The organism is Novosphingobium aerophilum, from assembly GCF_014230305.1.
Classification (GTDB): domain Bacteria; phylum Pseudomonadota; class Alphaproteobacteria; order Sphingomonadales; family Sphingomonadaceae; genus Novosphingobium; species Novosphingobium aerophilum.
This window is the reverse complement of record NZ_JACLAU010000027.1, coordinates 15,378-32,406: the sequence shown is the minus strand read 5'-3', so window position 1 is coordinate 32,406 and position 17,029 is coordinate 15,378. Positions and strand designations below refer to the sequence as shown.

Sequence of the window (17,029 nt, the reverse complement as noted above, 5' to 3'; positions counted from 1 at the left end):
CTAGAACTCACTGACCAGGCGCGCCGTGACCTGCAGCGGGAAGCTGAACGCCGCCTGTCGGGTGCCGCCGGCCACGGTGAGGGTGCCGCCGACCCGGAAGCTGGTTTCGCAAACGGTCTCGGCGCAGGGGGGCAGGCGCAGGGGGCGCGCCTCGCCCATCACGAGGCCCGGGCCGCCTGGCAGATCGGTGGCCAGCCCGGACAGGCTGCCGGTGCTGCCGGCAACGGTCTGGCTGGCCACGGTCGTGATCGAAACCAGCACCAGTGCGGCGCGGGTGCGCCCGTCCGGTCGATAGCGCAGAACGAACTCGCCCGGTCCTTCCCGGGTACCGGGAACACTGGCCAGGCCGTTGGCGCTGACCACCCCGTCAGGCGTGACCTGCTTGGTCCCGCTGCCGAAGACCACCACCGCTCCGAAATCGAGCGGGCGGCTGGCTACGAGCTCGATCGACCCGGCCCGGGCGGGCGAACTCGTCCCAGCGAGGGCGATCAGCCCTCCCACCAGGCGCAAGGCAGACAGGGCGAGAGGACAACGCAGCATCACGGTTTCCCTGAACGGCTGACCCGAACATAAATCAAGGGCAGCCGCCGTCACGGGAATTCGGCACGCGGACCGGTCGGGGGTGTCAGGGAGCCAACTGCAGGACCCTGACCTCGGCCGGGGGGAGGCCACTGTCCCGGGCCTGGCGGGTCAGCTCCGCTTTGCGGGCCAGCATGCGATCGCGCAGCTCGACGAGATCAACCCCGGCCGCCCGTGCCTGGGCGAACATGCCCTCCTGGCGGCGTTCCTCTTCCTGGACATGGTGGCGGATTTCCTCGCCCAGCACCTTGACCTTGGCCGCATAGAACGTGTCGTCCGGCGATCCGGCGACGATATCGTTGATCAGCACCTTGGCGCCATCGTGCTCGACGAAGGCCTCGGTCCAGGTCTCTTCCTCGATCTTGCCCTGCAGCGCGGGGTAGAAGATTTCTTCCTCAAGCATCGTGTGGATCTTCAGTTCGGCACAGATCTGCTCGGCGATTTTCTGCCGCGATCCGGGCCGGGCTTCCTCGAACTGGTCGAACAGGTCCTCGACCTTGCGATGATCGGCTTTCAGCAGGGCGATGGCGTCGGTGAAGGTGGGGCTGGCCATGGAAAGTCCCTTTCGTGCGCAGCAAGCGCGGTGGGAAAGGGAATGAGCCGGGCGGGATCGGGTTCCGGGCCATCCCCCCGGTAGGCCTACGGCACGACAGACCGCCCCCCGAGGGGAGGCGACACCGAACCCGTTCAAGCGTGATAAGTGGTCGGGGAGAGAGGATTCGAACCTCCGGCCCCTGCCTCCCGAAGACAGTGCTCTACCAGGCTGAGCTACTCCCCGACCGGAGCCCCACCGCAGGGGTGGGACAAGGCAGGAGCGCGCCTATAGTGAGGGTTCCGGCGGGTGGCAAGCGCTCAATCTTGTTCCGGCGCCGAATGTGTCGCGCCCGTGGAAAGGGAGGGTGCGAACGATTGGGGGGGCAGGCTTCGCGGGCTATCGTGGCGAGATGGTCACCCGCGTTCCGCCCGTCCCCGATTCGGCTCCGCGCCATTACGAGTGGCAGTACCTCGATCTGATGCGCCGCATCTGGGAAACCGGCGATCAGCGGGTGGACCGCACCGGCGTGGGCACGCGCTCGGTGTTCGGTGCCGAGCTGCGCTTCGATCTGTCCGAGGGGCAGGTGCCGCTGCTGACCACCAAGCGGGTCTACTGGAAGACCGCCACGCGCGAGTTCCTGTGGTTCCTCACCGGAAACACCAACATCCGTCCGCTCTGTGCCCAGGGGGTGGAGATCTGGACCGACTGGCCGCTGGCCCGGTTCCGGCGCGAGACCGGCGAGGCGATCAGCCGCGAGGACTTCTCCGCGCGGATCGTGGCCGATGCCGATTTCGCCGAGCAATGGGGCGATCTCGGTCCGGTCTATGGCAAGCAATGGGTCGACTGGCCGGTGTTCGAACCGCAGCCCGACGGCAGCTTCCGCAAGGCCGAGCGCGGGATCAACCAGGTGGCCCAGCTTGTCGAATCGCTGCGGAGCAATCCTGGCAGCCGGCGCCACATCGTCGAAGGCTGGAACGTCGCCGAGCTGGACGCCATGGCTCTGCCGCCCTGCCACAAGACCTACCAGTTCCATGTCGCCGATGGCCGGCTGTCCTGCCTGCTGTACCAGCGCAGTTGCGACGTGGCGCTGGGGTTGCCGTTCAACCTGTGGGGCGGGGCACTGTTCACCCGGATGCTGGCGCAGCAGTGCGATCTGGAGCCGGGCGAGCTGGTGTGGATGGGGGGCGACGTCCACCTGTACCTGAACCACGCCGACCTGGTCGCCGCCCAGCTTGATCGCGCGCCCGAGGGCAGCCCCCGGCTGACGATCGCGCGGCGGCCGGAATCGATCTTCGACTATCGGATCGAGGACTTCGCGGTGACCGATTACGCCCCGCAGGGAGCGCTGTCGGCGCCGGTCGCGGTCTGATCGCAGGGAGTCGGGAACCCGATTGACTTTTCAAGGTGGTGAAATAATATAACCGGAACGTGAAATAAATTTCGTGTCCCTCAAGGGCCGTCCGCTGCGGCCCGGAACGCGAGGAGAGAGGCGATTTCCGGTCCTGCCAATCCGCCAGAACCGCCTGCCGCCGGGCGCGGGGGCAATCTCGGTCCGCTGCGTCTGCATGTGCCCGAGCCGCACTATCGGCCCGGCGATGCGGTGGACTTCCGCCATATCGTGGTGCCCCCGGCCGGCGCCCAGCCCCGCCCGGACGAGACCTGTCCGCCGGCCGAGACCTTTGCCCTCTGCAACGACCTGATCCGCGTGCTGGACGAGGCGGGCCGGGCGGTGGGGCCGTGGAACCCCCAGCTCGATCCCGCCACGCTGCGGCGGATGCTGCGGATGATGGCCCTGACCCGCGCCTTCGATGAACGCATGTACCGCGGCCAGCGCCAGGGCAAGACCAGCTTCTACATGAAGTCCGCCGGCGAGGAGGCGACCGCGGTGGCCCCGGCCATGGCGCTGGACTTCGAGGACATGGTCTTCCCGAGCTATCGCCAGCAGGGCATCCTGATCACCCGCGGCTATCCGCTGGTCGACATGATCAACCAGATCTATTCGAACCGGGCCGACCGGCTGAAGGGCCGGCAGTTGCCGATCATGTATTCGGCCCGGTCGCACAACTTCTTCACGATCAGCGGCAATCTGGCGACCCAGTTGCCGCAGGCGGTGGGCTGGGCCATGGCCAGCGCCAGCCGGGGTGACACGCGGATCGCCGCGACCTGGGTGGGCGAGGGTTCCACCTCGGAGGGTGACTTCCACTCCGCCATGACCTTCGCCGCGGTCTACAACGTCCCGGTGGTGTTCAACGTGGTGAACAACCAGTGGGCCATCTCCAGCTTTTCCGGCTTTGCCGGGGCCGAGCGCGCGACCTTCGCGGCGCGGGCGATCGGCTATGGCATCGCTGGCTTGCGGGTGGACGGCAACGATCCCCTGGCGGTCTACGCCGCCGAACGCTGGGCCGCCGACCGGGCCAGGTCGAACATGGGCCCGACCCTGATCGAGCACTTCACTTACCGCGCCGAAGGCCATTCGACCTCGGACGATCCCGGCGCCTATCGCTCCGCCCAGGAACGCAGCGAATGGCCGCTGGGCGATCCGATCGCACGCCTGCGCGATCACCTGATCGCCCTGGGCGAATGGTCCGACGATCAGCAGGCCGCGATGGACCAGGAACTGGCCGAAGCGGTCCGCGCCGCGACCAAGGAGGCCGAAAAGAACGGCATCCTGGGCCACGGCCTGCATCACCCGTTCAAGACGATGTTCGAGGACGTGTTCGAGGAGCTGCCGTGGCACCTGCAGGAGCAGGCCGAGCAGGCCATCCGCGAGCGACGGATCAAGTGGCCGGAGTGGAAGGAATGACCCTGGAGGAAGCGCCCGTATCGCTGCACGACGCCCCGGGGCGGCGCCTGACCATGATCGAGGCGATCAACGAAGCGCTCGACATCATGCTCGCCCGCGATCCCGACGTGGTCATCCTGGGCGAAGATGTCGGCTATTTCGGCGGCGTGTTCCGCGCCACGGCCGGGCTGCAGAAGAAGTACGGCAAGATGCGCGTGTTCGACACGCCGATCAGCGAGGGCGGGATCATCGGCGTGGCCGTCGGCATGGGTGCCTATGGCCTGCGCCCCGTGCCCGAAATCCAGTTCGCCGACTACATCTACCCGGGGCTTGACCAACTCGTCTCGGAAGCGGCGCGGCTGCGTTACCGGTCGGCGGCGGAGTTCATCGCGCCGATGACGGTGCGGTCGCCGTTCGGCGGGGGCATCTTCGGCGGCCAGACCCACAGCCAGAGCCCTGAGGCGATGTTCACGCACGTGGCCGGGCTGAAGACCGTGGTGCCGAGCACGCCGCACGATGCCAAGGGCCTGCTGATCGCCGCGATCGAGGACAACGATCCGGTGATCTTCTTCGAGCCCAAGCGGATCTACAACGGCCCGTTCGACGGCTACTATGATCGCCCGGTCAAGCCCTGGGCCGAGCATCCCGACAGCGTGGTGCCCGAGGGCTATTACGCCACGCCGCTGGGCAAGGCCCGCGTGGTGCGGGAAGGCGATGCGGTGACCGTGCTGGCCTATGGCACGATGGTCCACGTGGCGGGCGCGGTCTGCGCCGAAAAGGGCGTCGATGCCGAACTGATCGACTTGCGCACGCTGGTCCCGCTCGATCTGGACACTGTGCAGAAGTCGGTGGAAAAGACCGGCAAATGCCTGATCGTGCACGAAGCGACCCGCACCTCCGGGTTCGGGGCCGAGCTTTCCGCCCTGGTCCAGGAGCGCTGCTTCTGGCACCTCGAAGCGCCGATCGAGCGCGTCACCGGCTTCGACACCCCTTATCCGCACAGCCTGGAATGGGCCTATTTCCCCGGTCCGGTGCGGATCGGGGAAGCGCTTGACCGTTTGTTGGGACACTGAACGACCATGGGCACCTACACCTTTCGCCTGCCCGACATCGGTGAGGGCATCGCCGCGGCCGAGATCGTCGCCTGGCACGTTGCCGTGGGCGACCGGGTCGAGGAGGACGGCCGTCTGGCCGACATGATGACCGACAAGGCCACGGTCGAAATGGAAAGCCCGGTCGCCGGGCGGGTCGTCTCGCTGGCCGGGGCCGAGGGCGACATGGTCGCCATCGGGGCGCCGCTGGTGGTGATCGAGACCGAGGGCGAGGACATGGCCGACGACACCGCCGGTCCGCCGAGCGCCGCCGCCCCGGTGGCCCACCAGCCGGCCGAGCCGGTTGCGGCCCCGGCGGCCCCGGTCGAGATGACGCCTGCGCCTCCCGCGCCTCCCGCTTCGCCGCCGCCGCCGGTGGCCGAGGTTGCGCCCCCGGCTCCGGCTCCCCGGCCGGAACCGGTGCGCGATGCCGGTCACGCCCAGGTGGCCAAGGTGTTGGCGAGCCCGGCGGTGCGCCAGCGGGCGCGCGAGCTGGGAATCGATCTGGGCCAGGTGCGCCCGGCCGAGGACGGCCGTGTCCGCCACGCCGATCTGGATGCCTTCCTGGCCTACAACGATGCCTATCGCGCCCCTGGCGGCGCGCGGCCGGACCAGCAGGTCAAGGTCATGGGCTTGCGCCGCCGCATTGCCGAGGCGATGAGCGAGGCCAAGCGCAATATCCCGCATTTCACCTATGTCGAGGAATGCGACGTCACCGCGCTTGACGAGATGCGCGCGCAGCTCAACGCGGCGCGCGGGCAGGGGGAGGGCGCCCGGCCCAAGCTGACCCTGCTGCCTTTCCTGATCGTCGCTATGTGCCGCACCCTGCCGCGCTTCCCGATGATGAACGCGCGGTTCGATGATGCCGCCGGCGTGGTCACCCGCCACGGCGCGGTGCATTGCGGTGTGGCCACCCAGACCGATGGTGGACTGATGGTGCCGGTGATCCGCGATGCCCAGAGCCGCAACCTGTGGCAGTTGGCCAACGAGATCAGCCGGCTGGCGGCAGCGGCGCGCAACGGCACGGCGGTCTCATCGGAACTCAGCGGTTCGACCATCACGATCAGCTCGCTCGGCACGCTGGGCGGGATCGTCTCGACCCCGGTGATCAATCGCCCCGAAGTGGCGATCCTGGCGCCCAACCGCATCGTCGAACGGCCGATGTTCGTCCCCGATGGCATGGGCGGCGAACGCGTCGCCAAGCGCAAGCTGATGAACCTGTCGATCAGTTGCGATCACCGTGTGATCGACGGCTGGGACGCGGCCAGCTTCGTGCAGGACCTGCGCCGGGTGCTGGAAACCCCCGTGCTCCTGCTGGCCGACTAGGCGGCTTGGGCGAGCCCGGACAGTCGGGTTGCGCCTGATTGCGGACATCCAGATCCCCTGCGCAAAGAGCTCGCGACCTCCCCCTAAACGTCGCTCCGGCCTTGAGCCGGGGCAGGGCTTGCGTGGCGACGGTGGGGAAGAACAGCCCTGTCCCGGGTCAAGCCCGGGACGACGTTAACCTTGAGGATGGGCCATTTTCCGGGTGTGCGAATGCGTTGAGGGCAGCCTCTGATGCTTCAGACCAACGTCCGCTCCCCACCCCACCCGGAGGTCTCGCCATTCCTCTCCCCTCGTCGCCCCGGCCTTGAGCCGGGGCCCGGCTAACCTTTTAGGCAGCGACGCGAACAAGGAAGCGGGGTCCGGGGTCCCTGACCTCCGTCAGGGCAGGCAAGCCCGGTCCCGGGTCAAGCCCGGGACGACGAAGGCTTTAACGATGTGCCATTGTGCGGGTGCGAGAATGCGTTTTGGGCGGCTTATGCGCGTTTGAGCCCAACCTCCGCCACCCATCATACCCGGTCATTCCCCCGGCATGGCGCTGGGCCAAGCGGCCCGGGCGGCGCTAGCGAACGATCGCGCGATAGGCGATGCGGCCGGCGGGGGCGGGGCTGACGATGTGCCAGCGCACGTGCGTGACGTCGGGCGCCAGGGCCAGTCGTCCGGCGATGCGCAGTTGTCCGAGCTTGCCCCAACTGCGCCCGCCGTCGACCGAAACCTCTTCCGCGCCGTCGGCGGTGCCGTCGAACTGGACGCGGTGGGGCAGCGGATTGACCACGGTGAAGGCCCCTCCTGGGAGGGCGCGGCGCCATGATACGATCGTGACCACGCGATCACCCGGGCGCAGTCGGTCCGATCGTTCCAGGACGCGATTCGCTTCGCCCAGATGCTCGACGAACACGTCGCTGCCGATGGCGACCGAGGCGGGTGCGACCATGGCTGCCCGGGCCGGAGCCGGCGCCCCCATGCAGGCCAGGGCCGTCAGCAGGCTGGCAATGCGCGTCACGATCATGATTCAACCCGATCCACAGGGCCGGAATGGCCCGCCCCCGACCATGCCCGGAACGGTCCCAAGGAATGGTTAACGGCGGGGTTAACCATGATCCGGCGGGGACGTGCACAAGCGTGCCGATCCCCTGTTGACAGCCCGGAACGGCTCCCCTAGAGGCGGCGCTCCCAAGGGGCACGCGGGTGTAGCTCAGTTGGTTAGAGTGCCGGCCTGTCACGCCGGAGGTCGCGGGTTCGAGCCCCGTCACTCGCGCCACCTTGGGAATTTTGCTTCCAGTCGGAGGCACAACAGGGCGCCGGCAACGGCGCCTTTTTTGTTGCTTTCAGGGTCAACCCCAGCGGCCGGTTTCCATCCAGATCAGGAAGCGCCGCAGCGGCAGGATCCAGACGATCCCGAGGACGATATAGACCGGGGTCTGGAGCAGCGCGTGCCAGGTGCCGACCAGTCCCGGCACATAACGGGCGATCAGCAGGCCATAGACCGTCAGACCCAGGATCAGGCCGATGATCCCCACCGGGATGCGCCACGTCGGTTCCTGTCGCATTCAGTCCTGCTCCTCGTAGATCCGGGTCGGCGTGACCACCGCCGCCAGCGGCCGGTCGTGCGGTTCGAGCGGCAGCGATTCGCAGTGCTGGATGTCCCACGCGAGGCCGATCGGCAAGGTGGCCGGATGGTCTGCCAGCCAGCGATCGTAATGGCCGCCCCCCTGACCCAGGCGATGCCCGGCGGCGGTGAAGCCCAGCAGCGGCACGAAGGCGACCGCCGGTTCGCATTCCGCCGCCGTGGCGACGGGCTGGAGCGCGCCCCAGGGGCCGGGCTCGAGATCGGACAGGTCGTAGGGATCGGTCCAGGCGCGGAAGGTCATCGGCGCGGCCCGGTCGGCAAACCAGGGGAGGGCCAGATGGCGGCCGTTCTCGTAGAACCAGCGGGCATAGCCCAGTGTCGGCGCCTCGACCGGGGTGGCATGATAGAGGCCGACCACGCTGCCCTCGGGCACCCGCGCGGCGACGGGGGCCGGAGGACGGTGCAGGATCAGGCCCCGGACCGAATCGGGCAGGGCCGCGACATGGTCCCGGCGGGCCGCGCGCAGCCGGGTGCGGAGCTGGTGCTTATCGTCCAAGGGGCCTCGTCAGGGGTGCAGGAGGGCAAGGCCGCTCATGCGCGGCGATCGGATGCCCGGCCCGCGCTCGGGCAAAGGCGGGGTGACGGGACCACCATGGGCCGTTGCCGGGAAATCCTCTGACGCCTCGACGTCAGGTGGGGACCATGTATCCCGGACCAGGGTCCAGGCAGGGACAGCCCCCATGGATTGCTTATAGCCTCAGGGATTTTCATGCGGCTCGCACCGGGCAGTACCCGTCACCCTTAATCTAGGCGTCGCCGGCCAGAGCCTCAAGGTCCGTCGCGCATTTTTCCAGCCGAACGGCGAGGGTTTCGAGCCGTTCGGCCAGTTTCGGGTCCTCGACCGGCGGTGGCGGCGCGGGAATCGTGCCCTTGGTGCGGATGTCATGAAGCTCGTCGGCCAGCAGCAGCGCAGCGAACAGCAGCATGCGGGTTTCGGTCTGTCCGGCCGCACCACCCATAGCCTGGAGTCGGGAGTCGATCGCGCGGCCCAGGCCGGCGATATGGTCCTCCTCGCCGGCCGCGCAGGCCACGGTGAAGCTGCGCCCGCCGATCTGCAGGGTGACGTTGCTCATGCGCCGTGCCCCTCCCCATAGTCGGATGCGTGGATCAGCGCGTCGAGATCGCGCAGGGTTTCGGCTATGGCCTGCTTGAGCCGATCATTGTGCCGGGCGCGGGCGACGGCCGCCGCCTCGGCCCGGCTCGCCGCCGCGGCAATCCGGCCCAGGGCCTGATCGATGCGTGCAAAGGCTTTTTCCGTTCTTTCGCCGCTCATGCCATTCTCGCTAGCGCAATTGCGCGCCGGGTCAATGCACCCGGGCACAGCCTGTTGAATGGCCCCGGCGCGGCCCGACAGCCGATGCTGCGGAACCCGCCGCAAACTTGACGCGCCTTGGCCCGTCCGCGAAAGGGCGCCTACGAATCGAGGGCACCGATCGGTGCGCCGCAGGAGCCAGATCGCATGAGCATCGACCCGTCCCGGCTGGGGCCCATGGCGAACGCCATCCGTGCGCTTTCGATGGATGCGGTGCAGGCCGCCAACTCGGGCCACCCGGGCATGCCGATGGGCATGGCCGATGTCGCGACGGTGCTGTTCAGCCAGTTCCTGAAGTTCGATCCGGCCGCGCCGAAGTGGTCCGACCGTGACCGTTTCGTCCTCTCGGCGGGACACGGCTCGATGCTGGTCTATGCCCTGCTGCACCTCACCGGCTATGCCTCTCCGACGATCGAGGACATCCGCAAGTTCCGCCAGCTCGACAGCGTCTGCGCCGGACACCCGGAAAACTTCCTGATCCCCGGGGTGGAATGCACCACCGGTCCGCTCGGGCAGGGTTTCGCCATGGCCGTGGGCATGGCCCTGGCCGAACGCCATCTCAACGCCACCTTCGGCGATGAGCTGGTCGATCACCGCACCTGGGTGATCGCCGGCGACGGCTGCCTGATGGAAGGCATCAACCACGAGGCGGTGGGCCTGGCCGGGACGCTCAAGCTCGGCCGCCTCAACGTCCTGTGGGACGACAACAAGATCACGATCGACGGTGACACCTCGCTGTCGACCAGCGAGGACATCCTGGGCCGCTATGCCGCGAGTGGCTGGCATGTCGCGTCCTGCGATGGTCATGACTTCGCCGATATCGCCCGGGCCCTGGCCGAAGCCGCCGCCGACCCGCGTCCGTCGCTGGTCGCCTGCCGCACGGTGATCGGCAAGGGCGCGCCCAACAAGCAGGGCGGGCACAATGTCCACGGCTCGCCGCTGGGGGCCGACGAGGTCGCCGCCGCCCGCGCCTATCTGGGCTGGACCGCCGCGCCCTTCGAGGTCCCGGCCGACATCCTGGCCGACTGGCGCTCGCTGGGGGCCCGCGGGGCCGAAGCCCGGGCCGCGTGGGAAGCCCGCGCCGCCGCCTCGGACAAGGGCGCCGAACTGGCCCGCCGCATGGCCGGCGATCTGCCCGCGGGCGATGACGCGGCCCAGACCTTCGCCGCCTGGCTGGACGGCGCGCAGAAGGTCGCCACCCGCAAGGCTTCGGAAATGGCGCTGGAGGTGCTGACCCCGCTCGTGCCCGAAATGGTCGGCGGCTCGGCCGACCTCACCGGATCGAACAACACCAAGACCAAGGCCACTCCGCCCCTGACCGCAGCGGACTATTCCGGCCGCTATGTCTATTACGGCATCCGCGAATTCGGCATGGCCGCGGCGATGAACGGCATGGCGCTGCACGGCGGGGTGATCCCCTATGGCGGCACCTTCCTGGTCTTTGCCGACTATTGCCGCAACGCGATCCGCTTGTCGGCGCTGCAGCACGCCCGGGTGATCTACGTGCTCACCCATGATTCGATCGGCCTGGGCGAGGACGGCCCGACGCACCAGCCGGTCGAGCACGTGATGTCGCTGCGGATGATCCCCAACCTCAACGTGTTCCGCCCGGCGGACGTGATCGAAACCGCCGAGGCCTGGCAGCTCGCCGTGGCCGCCAGGCACACGCCTTCGGCGCTGATCCTGACCCGGCAGAACCTGCCGCAGTTGCGCGATGCGGCCAATTCGGCCGGGGAACTGCGCAGCGCGCGGGGCGCTTACCGGCTCAAGGCCGCCGCCGCCCAGCGCAAGGTCGTGCTGCTGGCCACCGGGTCCGAGGTTGAGCTGGCCGTAAAGGTGGCCGGCGCGCTCGAGGGGCAGGGCATCGGCGCCGACGTGGTCTCGATGCCGTGCTGGGAGCTGTTCGATGCGCAGGATGCCGCCTACCGCGCGGACCTGCTGCCGGCCGGCGTGCTCAAGGTCTCGATCGAGGCCGGCGTCACCCTTGGCTGGCAGAAGTATGTCGGCGATGGCCTGACCATCGGGCTGGACCGCTTCGGCGCATCGGCCCCGGCCGAGGTCCTGTTCGAACATTTCGGCTTCTCGGTGGAGAAGATCGTTCCGCAGATCCTGGCCCGACTGGCCTAACCGCACCACATCCAAAGCACTGGCAGGAGTTTACAGCATGGCGACCAAGGTTGCGATCAACGGTTTCGGACGCATCGGCCGCAACGTGGCCCGCGCGATCCTCGAGCGGACCGACCATGACCTGGAACTGGTGTCGATCAACGACCTGGCCTCGCCCAAGGCGAACGCGATGCTGTTCCAGCGCGACAGCGTCCATGGCCCGTTCAACGGCACGGTCGAGGTGGACGGCAGCGATCTGGTGATCAATGGCAAGCGCATCCACGTCACCGCCGAGCGCGATCCGGCCAACCTGCCGCATGGCGCGCAGGGCATCGACATCGTGCTGGAATGCACTGGCTTCTTCACCGACCGCGCGAGCTGCGAAAAGCACCTGGCCGCCGGTGCCAAGCGGGTGGTGATCTCGGCCCCGGGCAAGAATGTTGACCTGACCGTGGTCTATGGCGTCAACCACGACAAGCTGACCGCCGATCACGTGATCATTTCGAACGCGTCGTGCACCACCAACTGCCTGGCGCCTTTCGCCAAGGTGCTGAACGACACGATCGGCATCGAGCGTGGCCTGATGACCACGATCCATGCCTACACCAACGACCAGAAGATCCTGGACCAGATCCATGAGGATCCGCGCCGCGCCCGCGCCGCTGCGATGTCCATGATCCCCACCACCACCGGCGCCGCCCGCGCCGTGGGTGAGGTGCTGCCCGAACTGAAGGGCAAGCTGGACGGCTCGGCGATCCGCGTGCCGACCCCTAACGTCTCGGTGGTCGACCTGACCTTCGTGCCCAAGCGCGACACCACCAAGGACGAGGTCAACAGCCTGCTCAAGGCCGCTGCCGAAGGCCCGCTGAAGGGCATCCTCGGCTATTCGGACGAGCCGCTGGTCTCGATCGACTACAACCACTGCGCCAACAGCTCGACCATCGACAGCCTGGAAACCGGGGTGATCGACGGCAAGCTGGTCCGCGTGCTGAGCTGGTACGACAACGAGTGGGGCTTCTCGAACCGGATGGTCGACACCACCGGCGCCCTGGCCAAGTTCCTCTAAGCGGACATGGCGACCGGCCACCTCCGGGGCATCGCGCGGCATGAACGGCGGCGCGGTCCCATGGAGGTGGTCGAACGAATCGCGGTCAGCCGCGCCGCGGGCCTGGCCGGCGACTGCCGCGGGATCATCCCGCCGGGCAAGTCCGGCCGGCGTCAGGTCTCGCTGATCGAGGCCGAGAGCTGGGCGGCCGCCATGGCCGAACTGGGGGCGGACGTGCCCTGGTTCGAACGCCGGGCGAACCTGCTGGTGGTCGGTCTGCGGCTGCCGCGCGAGGCAGGCCGGATCATCGCGATCGGGCCTGACCTGCGGATCGAGACAACCTGCGAATGCAACCCGTGCAGCCGCATGGACGAGATCTCGCCCGGCCTGCGTGCGGCGCTGCTGCCGGACTGGCGCGGCGGTGTGCTGGGCCGGGTGATTGCGGATGGCGAGATTGCCATCGGGGATGAAGTGAGGATCGAGCCATGACCACTTTCAAGACACTCGACGATCTCGGCGATGTGGCCGGCAAGGTCGCGCTGGTTCGCGTTGACCTGAACCTGCCGATGCAGGACGGCGCCGTGACCGACGACACCCGCGTGCGCGCGGCGGCACCGACCATCCTCGAGCTGGCGAGCAAGGGCGCCAAGGTGCTGCTGCTGGCCCATTTCGGCCGGCCCAAGGGTGAGCGGGTCTCCACCCAGTCGCTGTCGATGGTGGTCGATTGCCTGCAGTCGGTGCTGGGCCGCGAAGTGATGTTCGTGCCCGAGATCGCCGGTCCGGTCGTGGCGCAGAGCATCGGCATCCTGGGCAATGGCGGGATCGCCGTGCTCGAGAACACCCGCTTCTGGAAGGGCGAGGAAAAGAACGATCCCGAGCTGGTGCAGGCCATTGCGGCCAATGGCGACTTCTATGTGAACGACGCCTTCTCGGCCGCGCACCGCGCCCATGCCAGCACCGAGGGCCTGGCCCACGTGCTGCCCGCTTATGCCGGCCGCTCGATGCAGGCCGAGCTGGAAGCGCTGGAAAAGGCTCTGGGCAAGCCGGTCAAGCCGGTGGCGGCCGTGGTCGGCGGGGCCAAGGTCTCGTCCAAGCTCGACGTGCTCAAGCACCTGGTCAACCTGGTCGATCACCTGATCATCGGCGGCGGCATGGCCAACACCTTCCTGGCCGCGCGCGGCGTCGATGTGGGGAAGAGCCTGTGCGAGCACGACCTGACCGGCACGGCCGAGGCCATCCTCGACACGGCCGACGCGTCCGGCTGCACCGTGCACCTGCCCTATGACGTGGTGGTTTCGAAGGAATTCGCCGCCAACCCGCCGAGCCTGCGCACCTGCAACGTCCACGAAGTGGCCGTCGACGAGATGATCCTCGACGTGGGCCCGCAGGCGGTCGAGGCGCTGGGCGACGTGCTCAAGACCTGCCGCACGCTGGTGTGGAACGGGCCGATGGGCGCCTTCGAGATGGCGCCCTTCGATGCCGCCACGGTGGGCCTGGCGCGCATTGCCGCGGCGCTCACCAAGGAGGGCTCGCTGGTATCGGTGGCTGGTGGCGGCGACACGGTTGCCGCGCTCAACCACGCGGGGGTGGCCGAAGACTTCAGCTATATCTCGACCGCGGGCGGGGCCTTCCTGGAATGGATGGAAGGCAAGGAGCTGCCCGGGGTGGTCGCGCTGCAACGCTGACCCCGGCGGGCCGTGGGCGGGGGCCTGGAGCGCCTGTCCGCGGTCGCGATCCCGCTTGGTCCGACTTAGCCCGGTCTGCTGTCACCTTGCCGGTTGCAGTGCAGCGAAATCTTGGTATGGGCCTCTGCAGCATACGTATGCGCGATCGCATGTGCGACACGACCGCGCGAGCAGCAGGAAAGGTGGACCGCGATGCAGACTTCCGACATGACCGCCAAGATGGCCGAGGGCCATGGTTTCATCGCGGCGTTGGACCAGTCGGGCGGTTCCACCCCCAAGGCCCTGGCCGGCTACGGCGTGACCGAGGATGCCTGGTCCACCGAGGAAGAGATGTTCGGCCTGATCCACGAAATGCGGGCCCGGATCATCCGCTCGGCCGCGTTCACCGGGGACAAGGTGATCGGCGCGATCCTGTTCGAGCGGACCATGGACGGGACGGTCGATGGCGTGCCGACTCCGGCCGCGCTGATCGCCAAGGGTGTGGTGCCCTTCATCAAGATCGACAAGGGTCTGGAGGACGAGGCCAACGGCGTGCAACTGATGAAGCCGATGCCCACGCTGGACGCGCTGCTGACCAAGGCCAAGGCCCTGGGCGTCTATGGCACCAAGGAGCGTTCGGTCATCAACTCGGCCAACCGCGAGGGCATTGCCGCCGTGGTCGCGCAGCAGTTCGCGGTGGGGCAGCAGGTGCTGGCGCATGGCATGATGCCGATCATCGAGCCCGAGGTGAACATCAAGAGTGCGACCCGCGCCGACTGTGACACCATCCTCTGCGAGGAAATCCTGAAGCAGCTCGATGCCCTGCCGGAAGGCCAGCAGGTGATGCTCAAGCTGTCGCTGCCGGTCATCCCGGGCACGTTCGATGCGCTGGTCGATCATCCCAAGGTGCTGCGCGTCGTGGCCCTGTCGGGCGGCTACAAGCGCCCCGAGGCCTGCGCCGAGCTGGCCAGGAACCGGGGGATCATCGCCAGCTTCAGCCGCGCCCTGCTGGAAGACCTGCGCGCCCAGATGAGCGATGCCGAATTCGATGCCGCGCTGGGCGAGGCGATCGACCAGATCCACGCCGGGTCGACCCAGAAGGCGGTCCCCGTCAACGCCTGAACACCGGATAGGCAGCCGGTAACACCACGCCGGGCCCGTCGGGTCCGGCGTTCGTGTTTGGGCACGGAAACGTGCCGGATCGGGATGGTGCTGAAAGCGGCCGCCGGCCGGACTGGAACGTGGTGAACAATTCGTTACCACCGTGGCCATGGACACCGCAGGCTTCATCATCGGCACGGCCCGCTATGGCGGGACCCGTCATCCCTTCCGCGCCACTCTGCCACGCCGCGTGCTGCGTTCGCTGCCCGAGGTCGAACCCGAGGTCGCCGCGCGACTGGCCTTGGCCGCCGAGGATGCGGCGACAGCGCCGGCGGCCGAAGCCCCCGTGGCCAAGCCGCGGCGCTGGCTGGGTATCACCACCCAGGACGTGAAGGACTTCCTGATCGCCTACATCGCCTGCCTGCTGGCGGTGATGACTTTCCTCGGCTGAGCCCCCGGGTCCTTACCCGAGCGCGGTCCGTTCCGCCCGGTACAGCCAGTAGCCCAGCGCGGCCGAGACCACGCTCATCCCTGCGCTGACCAGCAGTTGGTCGACCAGCGGAATCCCGAACTTGCCCAGCACCAGCGACAGCACCGCGCCGAGGACCATCGCGCCCGAGTTGACGATGTTGTTGGCGGCGATGGTGCGCGCGGTCTGGGACGGGGGCACGAAGGTGGTGAGGAAGGCGTAGAGCGGCACCACGAACATGCCGCCGGCCACCGCAATGCCGAACAGGGCCAGCAGCAGCCAGACCGCCTGCGGATGCGACACGAAGGCGCCGAGCTGCATCAGCCCTTCGCCCTGGTGATCCTGCCAGTGCGAGCAGACGAACCAGAACGCCACGACGAACAGCCCCATGACGACGACTGTCGGAGGGGAGAACCGGGCGGAAACCGTGCCCTTCAGCAGGGCGTTGATCGACATCGAGCCGACCGCGATCCCGATGGAGAAGATCACCAGGAACAGGCTTGCCACCTCCTTGCTGGCATGCAGCACGTTCTTGGCGAGCGGCGGGAACTGGATGAACAGGATCGTGCCCACCGCCCAGAAGAACGAGATCGCCCCGATCGCCAGGGCGACCCTGCGATCATCGGTGGTGTTGCGGATCAGGCGGTAGGCCGAGACAAACTGGTCGGCGATCGCCATCGGCAGCCAGCCCAGCCCATAGGCGAGCTTCGAGCCGGCCCGCGCGTGGAACCAGTCGAGGACGGGGAAAGACACCTTGGTCTCGGTGCCGAGCGGCGGCGCCGGTGGCACCTGCCGGCCGGCGACGTAGCCGATCAGCGCAGTCAGGATCACGCCGACTGCGGCCCACTCGACCGGGATCCAGCCGGCCAGGATCGTTCCGGCCAGAATCGCGATGTAGGTCCCGGCCTCGACCAATCCGGTTCCGGCGAGCACTTCGTCGGGCTTCAGGTGCTGGGGCAGGATGGCGTACTTGATCGGACCGAAGAAGGTGGAATGGATGCCCATGGCGAACAGGGCGGTCAGCATGAGCGGGATCGCGAGGCTTTCGACGGCCCAGTTTTTCCAGGCGAGGAACAGGCCGGCGCCGCCGACCACCATGATGCCCACCTCGCAGGCCTTGACCACCCGAATGATCCCCGCCTTGTCGCGGGTGTCCGCCAACTGGCCCGAGAGGGCCGAGAGGGTGACGAAGGGGATCACGAACAGGGCCGAGGCAATCCCGCTGAACGCGGCCTCCTGGCTTTCCGAGTTGTAGAGGCTGTAGACCGCGAACAGGACCATCGCGTTCTTGAACAGGTTGTCGTTGAACGCGCCGAGCAACTGGGTGACGAACAGCGGCAGGAAACGCCGTTGCCGCAGAAGGTGGGTGGTGGTGGTCATGCGGTTCCCTGG

18 protein-coding genes and 2 tRNA genes are annotated in these 17,029 nt (G+C 68.1%); 11 read left to right on the top strand and 9 right to left on the bottom strand.

What is annotated here, in order from left to right; genetic code table 11:
* The 3 genes from H7F49_RS14155 to H7F49_RS14145 all read right to left on the bottom strand — a co-directional run bounded on the left by H7F49_RS14155 (position 1) and on the right by H7F49_RS14145 (position 1,357).
* Positions 1 to 540, bottom strand: a complete 540-nt coding sequence (locus H7F49_RS14155) for a DUF4402 domain-containing protein (RefSeq protein ID WP_185684223.1) — start codon at positions 538 to 540, stop codon at positions 1 to 3.
* Positions 541 to 625: 85 nt separating this feature from the next.
* Positions 626 to 1,132 carry a hemerythrin domain-containing protein gene (locus H7F49_RS14150; protein ID WP_185684222.1) on the bottom strand — a complete coding sequence of 169 codons (507 nt, stop codon included), beginning with the start codon at positions 1,130 to 1,132 and terminating at the stop codon, positions 626 to 628.
* A 148-nt stretch (positions 1,133 to 1,280) separates the two neighbouring features.
* Positions 1,281 to 1,357, bottom strand: a tRNA-Pro gene (locus H7F49_RS14145).
* A 166-nt stretch (positions 1,358 to 1,523) separates the two neighbouring features.
* Here H7F49_RS14145 and thyA point away from each other — a divergent pair.
* From thyA to H7F49_RS14125, 4 genes are all read left to right on the top strand, one after another.
* Positions 1,524 to 2,483, top strand: a complete 960-nt coding sequence (gene thyA / locus H7F49_RS14140; protein WP_185684238.1) for a thymidylate synthase — start codon at positions 1,524 to 1,526, stop codon at positions 2,481 to 2,483.
* A gap of 123 nt (positions 2,484 to 2,606) precedes the next feature.
* The gene (locus H7F49_RS14135; protein WP_185684237.1) at positions 2,607 to 3,917 is read left to right on the top strand and encodes a 3-methyl-2-oxobutanoate dehydrogenase (2-methylpropanoyl-transferring) subunit alpha; all 1,311 of its coding nucleotides are present in this window, start codon (positions 2,607 to 2,609) and stop codon (positions 3,915 to 3,917) included.
* Complete coding sequence (locus H7F49_RS14130; protein ID WP_185684221.1) at positions 3,914 to 4,969, top strand: alpha-ketoacid dehydrogenase subunit beta; 1,056 nt, start codon at positions 3,914 to 3,916, stop codon at positions 4,967 to 4,969. Before H7F49_RS14135 ends, H7F49_RS14130 begins: the two co-directional genes overlap by 4 nt.
* 6 nt (positions 4,970 to 4,975) lie before the next feature.
* Complete coding sequence (locus tag H7F49_RS14125) at positions 4,976 to 6,313, top strand: dihydrolipoamide acetyltransferase family protein (RefSeq protein WP_185684220.1); 1,338 nt, start codon at positions 4,976 to 4,978, stop codon at positions 6,311 to 6,313.
* Positions 6,314 to 6,872: 559 nt separating this feature from the next.
* Here H7F49_RS14125 and H7F49_RS14120 read toward each other — a convergent pair.
* Positions 6,873 to 7,319: a hypothetical protein gene (locus H7F49_RS14120; protein ID WP_235982179.1), complete on the bottom strand. Its 447-nt coding sequence runs from the start codon at positions 7,317 to 7,319 to the stop codon at positions 6,873 to 6,875.
* A gap of 175 nt (positions 7,320 to 7,494) precedes the next feature.
* Here H7F49_RS14120 and H7F49_RS14115 point away from each other — a divergent pair.
* Positions 7,495 to 7,571, top strand: a tRNA-Asp gene (locus tag H7F49_RS14115).
* Between the two features lie 73 nt (positions 7,572 to 7,644).
* Here H7F49_RS14115 and H7F49_RS14110 read toward each other — a convergent pair.
* The 4 genes from H7F49_RS14110 to H7F49_RS14095 all read right to left on the bottom strand — a co-directional run bounded on the left by H7F49_RS14110 (position 7,645) and on the right by H7F49_RS14095 (position 9,213).
* Positions 7,645 to 7,860 carry a DUF2842 domain-containing protein gene (locus H7F49_RS14110; protein ID WP_185684219.1) on the bottom strand — a complete coding sequence of 72 codons (216 nt, stop codon included), beginning with the start codon at positions 7,858 to 7,860 and terminating at the stop codon, positions 7,645 to 7,647.
* Positions 7,861 to 8,436, bottom strand: coding sequence for a 5-formyltetrahydrofolate cyclo-ligase (locus H7F49_RS14105; RefSeq protein ID WP_185684218.1), 576 nt, complete (start codon positions 8,434 to 8,436; stop codon positions 7,861 to 7,863).
* A 250-nt stretch (positions 8,437 to 8,686) separates the two neighbouring features.
* Positions 8,687 to 9,013 (bottom strand): cell division protein ZapA, encoded by a 327-nt coding sequence (locus H7F49_RS14100; RefSeq protein ID WP_185684217.1) that lies wholly within the window; start codon positions 9,011 to 9,013, stop codon positions 8,687 to 8,689.
* Positions 9,010 to 9,213 (bottom strand): hypothetical protein, encoded by a 204-nt coding sequence (locus H7F49_RS14095; RefSeq protein WP_185684216.1) that lies wholly within the window; start codon positions 9,211 to 9,213, stop codon positions 9,010 to 9,012. The genes H7F49_RS14100 and H7F49_RS14095 overlap by 4 nt, the downstream gene beginning before the upstream one ends.
* A gap of 186 nt (positions 9,214 to 9,399) precedes the next feature.
* Here H7F49_RS14095 and tkt point away from each other — a divergent pair, with 186 nt between their 5' ends.
* The 6 genes from tkt (at position 9,400) to H7F49_RS14065 (ending at position 15,619) form a co-directional block, all read left to right on the top strand.
* Positions 9,400 to 11,379: a transketolase gene (gene tkt, locus H7F49_RS14090; RefSeq protein ID WP_185684215.1), complete on the top strand. Its 1,980-nt coding sequence runs from the start codon at positions 9,400 to 9,402 to the stop codon at positions 11,377 to 11,379.
* A 37-nt stretch (positions 11,380 to 11,416) separates the two neighbouring features.
* Positions 11,417 to 12,424: a type I glyceraldehyde-3-phosphate dehydrogenase gene (gene gap / locus H7F49_RS14085; protein WP_185684214.1), complete on the top strand. Its 1,008-nt coding sequence runs from the start codon at positions 11,417 to 11,419 to the stop codon at positions 12,422 to 12,424.
* 6 nt (positions 12,425 to 12,430) lie between these two features.
* Positions 12,431 to 12,892 (top strand): MOSC domain-containing protein, encoded by a 462-nt coding sequence (locus H7F49_RS14080; RefSeq protein WP_235982178.1) that lies wholly within the window; start codon positions 12,431 to 12,433, stop codon positions 12,890 to 12,892.
* Positions 12,889 to 14,088, top strand: coding sequence for a phosphoglycerate kinase (locus tag H7F49_RS14075; RefSeq protein ID WP_185684213.1), 1,200 nt, complete (start codon positions 12,889 to 12,891; stop codon positions 14,086 to 14,088). The genes H7F49_RS14080 and H7F49_RS14075 overlap by 4 nt, the downstream gene beginning before the upstream one ends.
* Before the next feature lie 192 nt (positions 14,089 to 14,280).
* A complete protein-coding gene (locus H7F49_RS14070; RefSeq protein WP_185684212.1) occupies positions 14,281 to 15,189 on the top strand; it encodes a fructose bisphosphate aldolase in 909 nt (302 codons plus the stop codon).
* 148 nt (positions 15,190 to 15,337) lie between these two features.
* Complete coding sequence (locus tag H7F49_RS14065; RefSeq protein WP_185684211.1) at positions 15,338 to 15,619, top strand: hypothetical protein; 282 nt, start codon at positions 15,338 to 15,340, stop codon at positions 15,617 to 15,619.
* A 12-nt stretch (positions 15,620 to 15,631) separates the two neighbouring features.
* Here H7F49_RS14065 and H7F49_RS14060 read toward each other — a convergent pair whose 3' ends face one another.
* Complete coding sequence (locus H7F49_RS14060; RefSeq protein ID WP_185684210.1) at positions 15,632 to 17,017, bottom strand: MFS transporter; 1,386 nt, start codon at positions 17,015 to 17,017, stop codon at positions 15,632 to 15,634.
* Between the last annotated feature and the right edge of the window lie 12 nt (positions 17,018 to 17,029).

Coding starts and splice junctions, on each gene's coding strand:
- H7F49_RS14100 (WP_185684217.1), bottom strand. CDS start 9,013: ATGAGCAACGTCACCCTGCAGATCGGCGGGCGCAGCTTCACCGTGGCC.
- H7F49_RS14070 (WP_185684212.1), top strand. CDS start 14,281: ATGCAGACTTCCGACATGACCGCCAAGATGGCCGAGGGCCATGGTTTC.
- H7F49_RS14120 (WP_235982179.1), bottom strand. CDS start 7,319: ATGATCGTGACGCGCATTGCCAGCCTGCTGACGGCCCTGGCCTGCATG.
- H7F49_RS14065 (WP_185684211.1), top strand. CDS start 15,338: ATGGACACCGCAGGCTTCATCATCGGCACGGCCCGCTATGGCGGGACC.
- H7F49_RS14075 (WP_185684213.1), top strand. CDS start 12,889: ATGACCACTTTCAAGACACTCGACGATCTCGGCGATGTGGCCGGCAAG.
- gap (WP_185684214.1), top strand. CDS start 11,417: ATGGCGACCAAGGTTGCGATCAACGGTTTCGGACGCATCGGCCGCAAC.
- tkt (WP_185684215.1), top strand. CDS start 9,400: ATGAGCATCGACCCGTCCCGGCTGGGGCCCATGGCGAACGCCATCCGT.
- H7F49_RS14110 (WP_185684219.1), bottom strand. CDS start 7,860: ATGCGACAGGAACCGACGTGGCGCATCCCGGTGGGGATCATCGGCCTG.
- H7F49_RS14060 (WP_185684210.1), bottom strand. CDS start 17,017: ATGACCACCACCACCCACCTTCTGCGGCAACGGCGTTTCCTGCCGCTG.
- H7F49_RS14130 (WP_185684221.1), top strand. CDS start 3,914: ATGACCCTGGAGGAAGCGCCCGTATCGCTGCACGACGCCCCGGGGCGG.
- H7F49_RS14150 (WP_185684222.1), bottom strand. CDS start 1,132: ATGGCCAGCCCCACCTTCACCGACGCCATCGCCCTGCTGAAAGCCGAT.
- H7F49_RS14125 (WP_185684220.1), top strand. CDS start 4,976: ATGGGCACCTACACCTTTCGCCTGCCCGACATCGGTGAGGGCATCGCC.
- H7F49_RS14095 (WP_185684216.1), bottom strand. CDS start 9,213: ATGAGCGGCGAAAGAACGGAAAAAGCCTTTGCACGCATCGATCAGGCC.
- H7F49_RS14080 (WP_235982178.1), top strand. CDS start 12,431: ATGGCGACCGGCCACCTCCGGGGCATCGCGCGGCATGAACGGCGGCGC.
- thyA (WP_185684238.1), top strand. CDS start 1,524: ATGGTCACCCGCGTTCCGCCCGTCCCCGATTCGGCTCCGCGCCATTAC.
- H7F49_RS14155 (WP_185684223.1), bottom strand. CDS start 540: ATGCTGCGTTGTCCTCTCGCCCTGTCTGCCTTGCGCCTGGTGGGAGGG.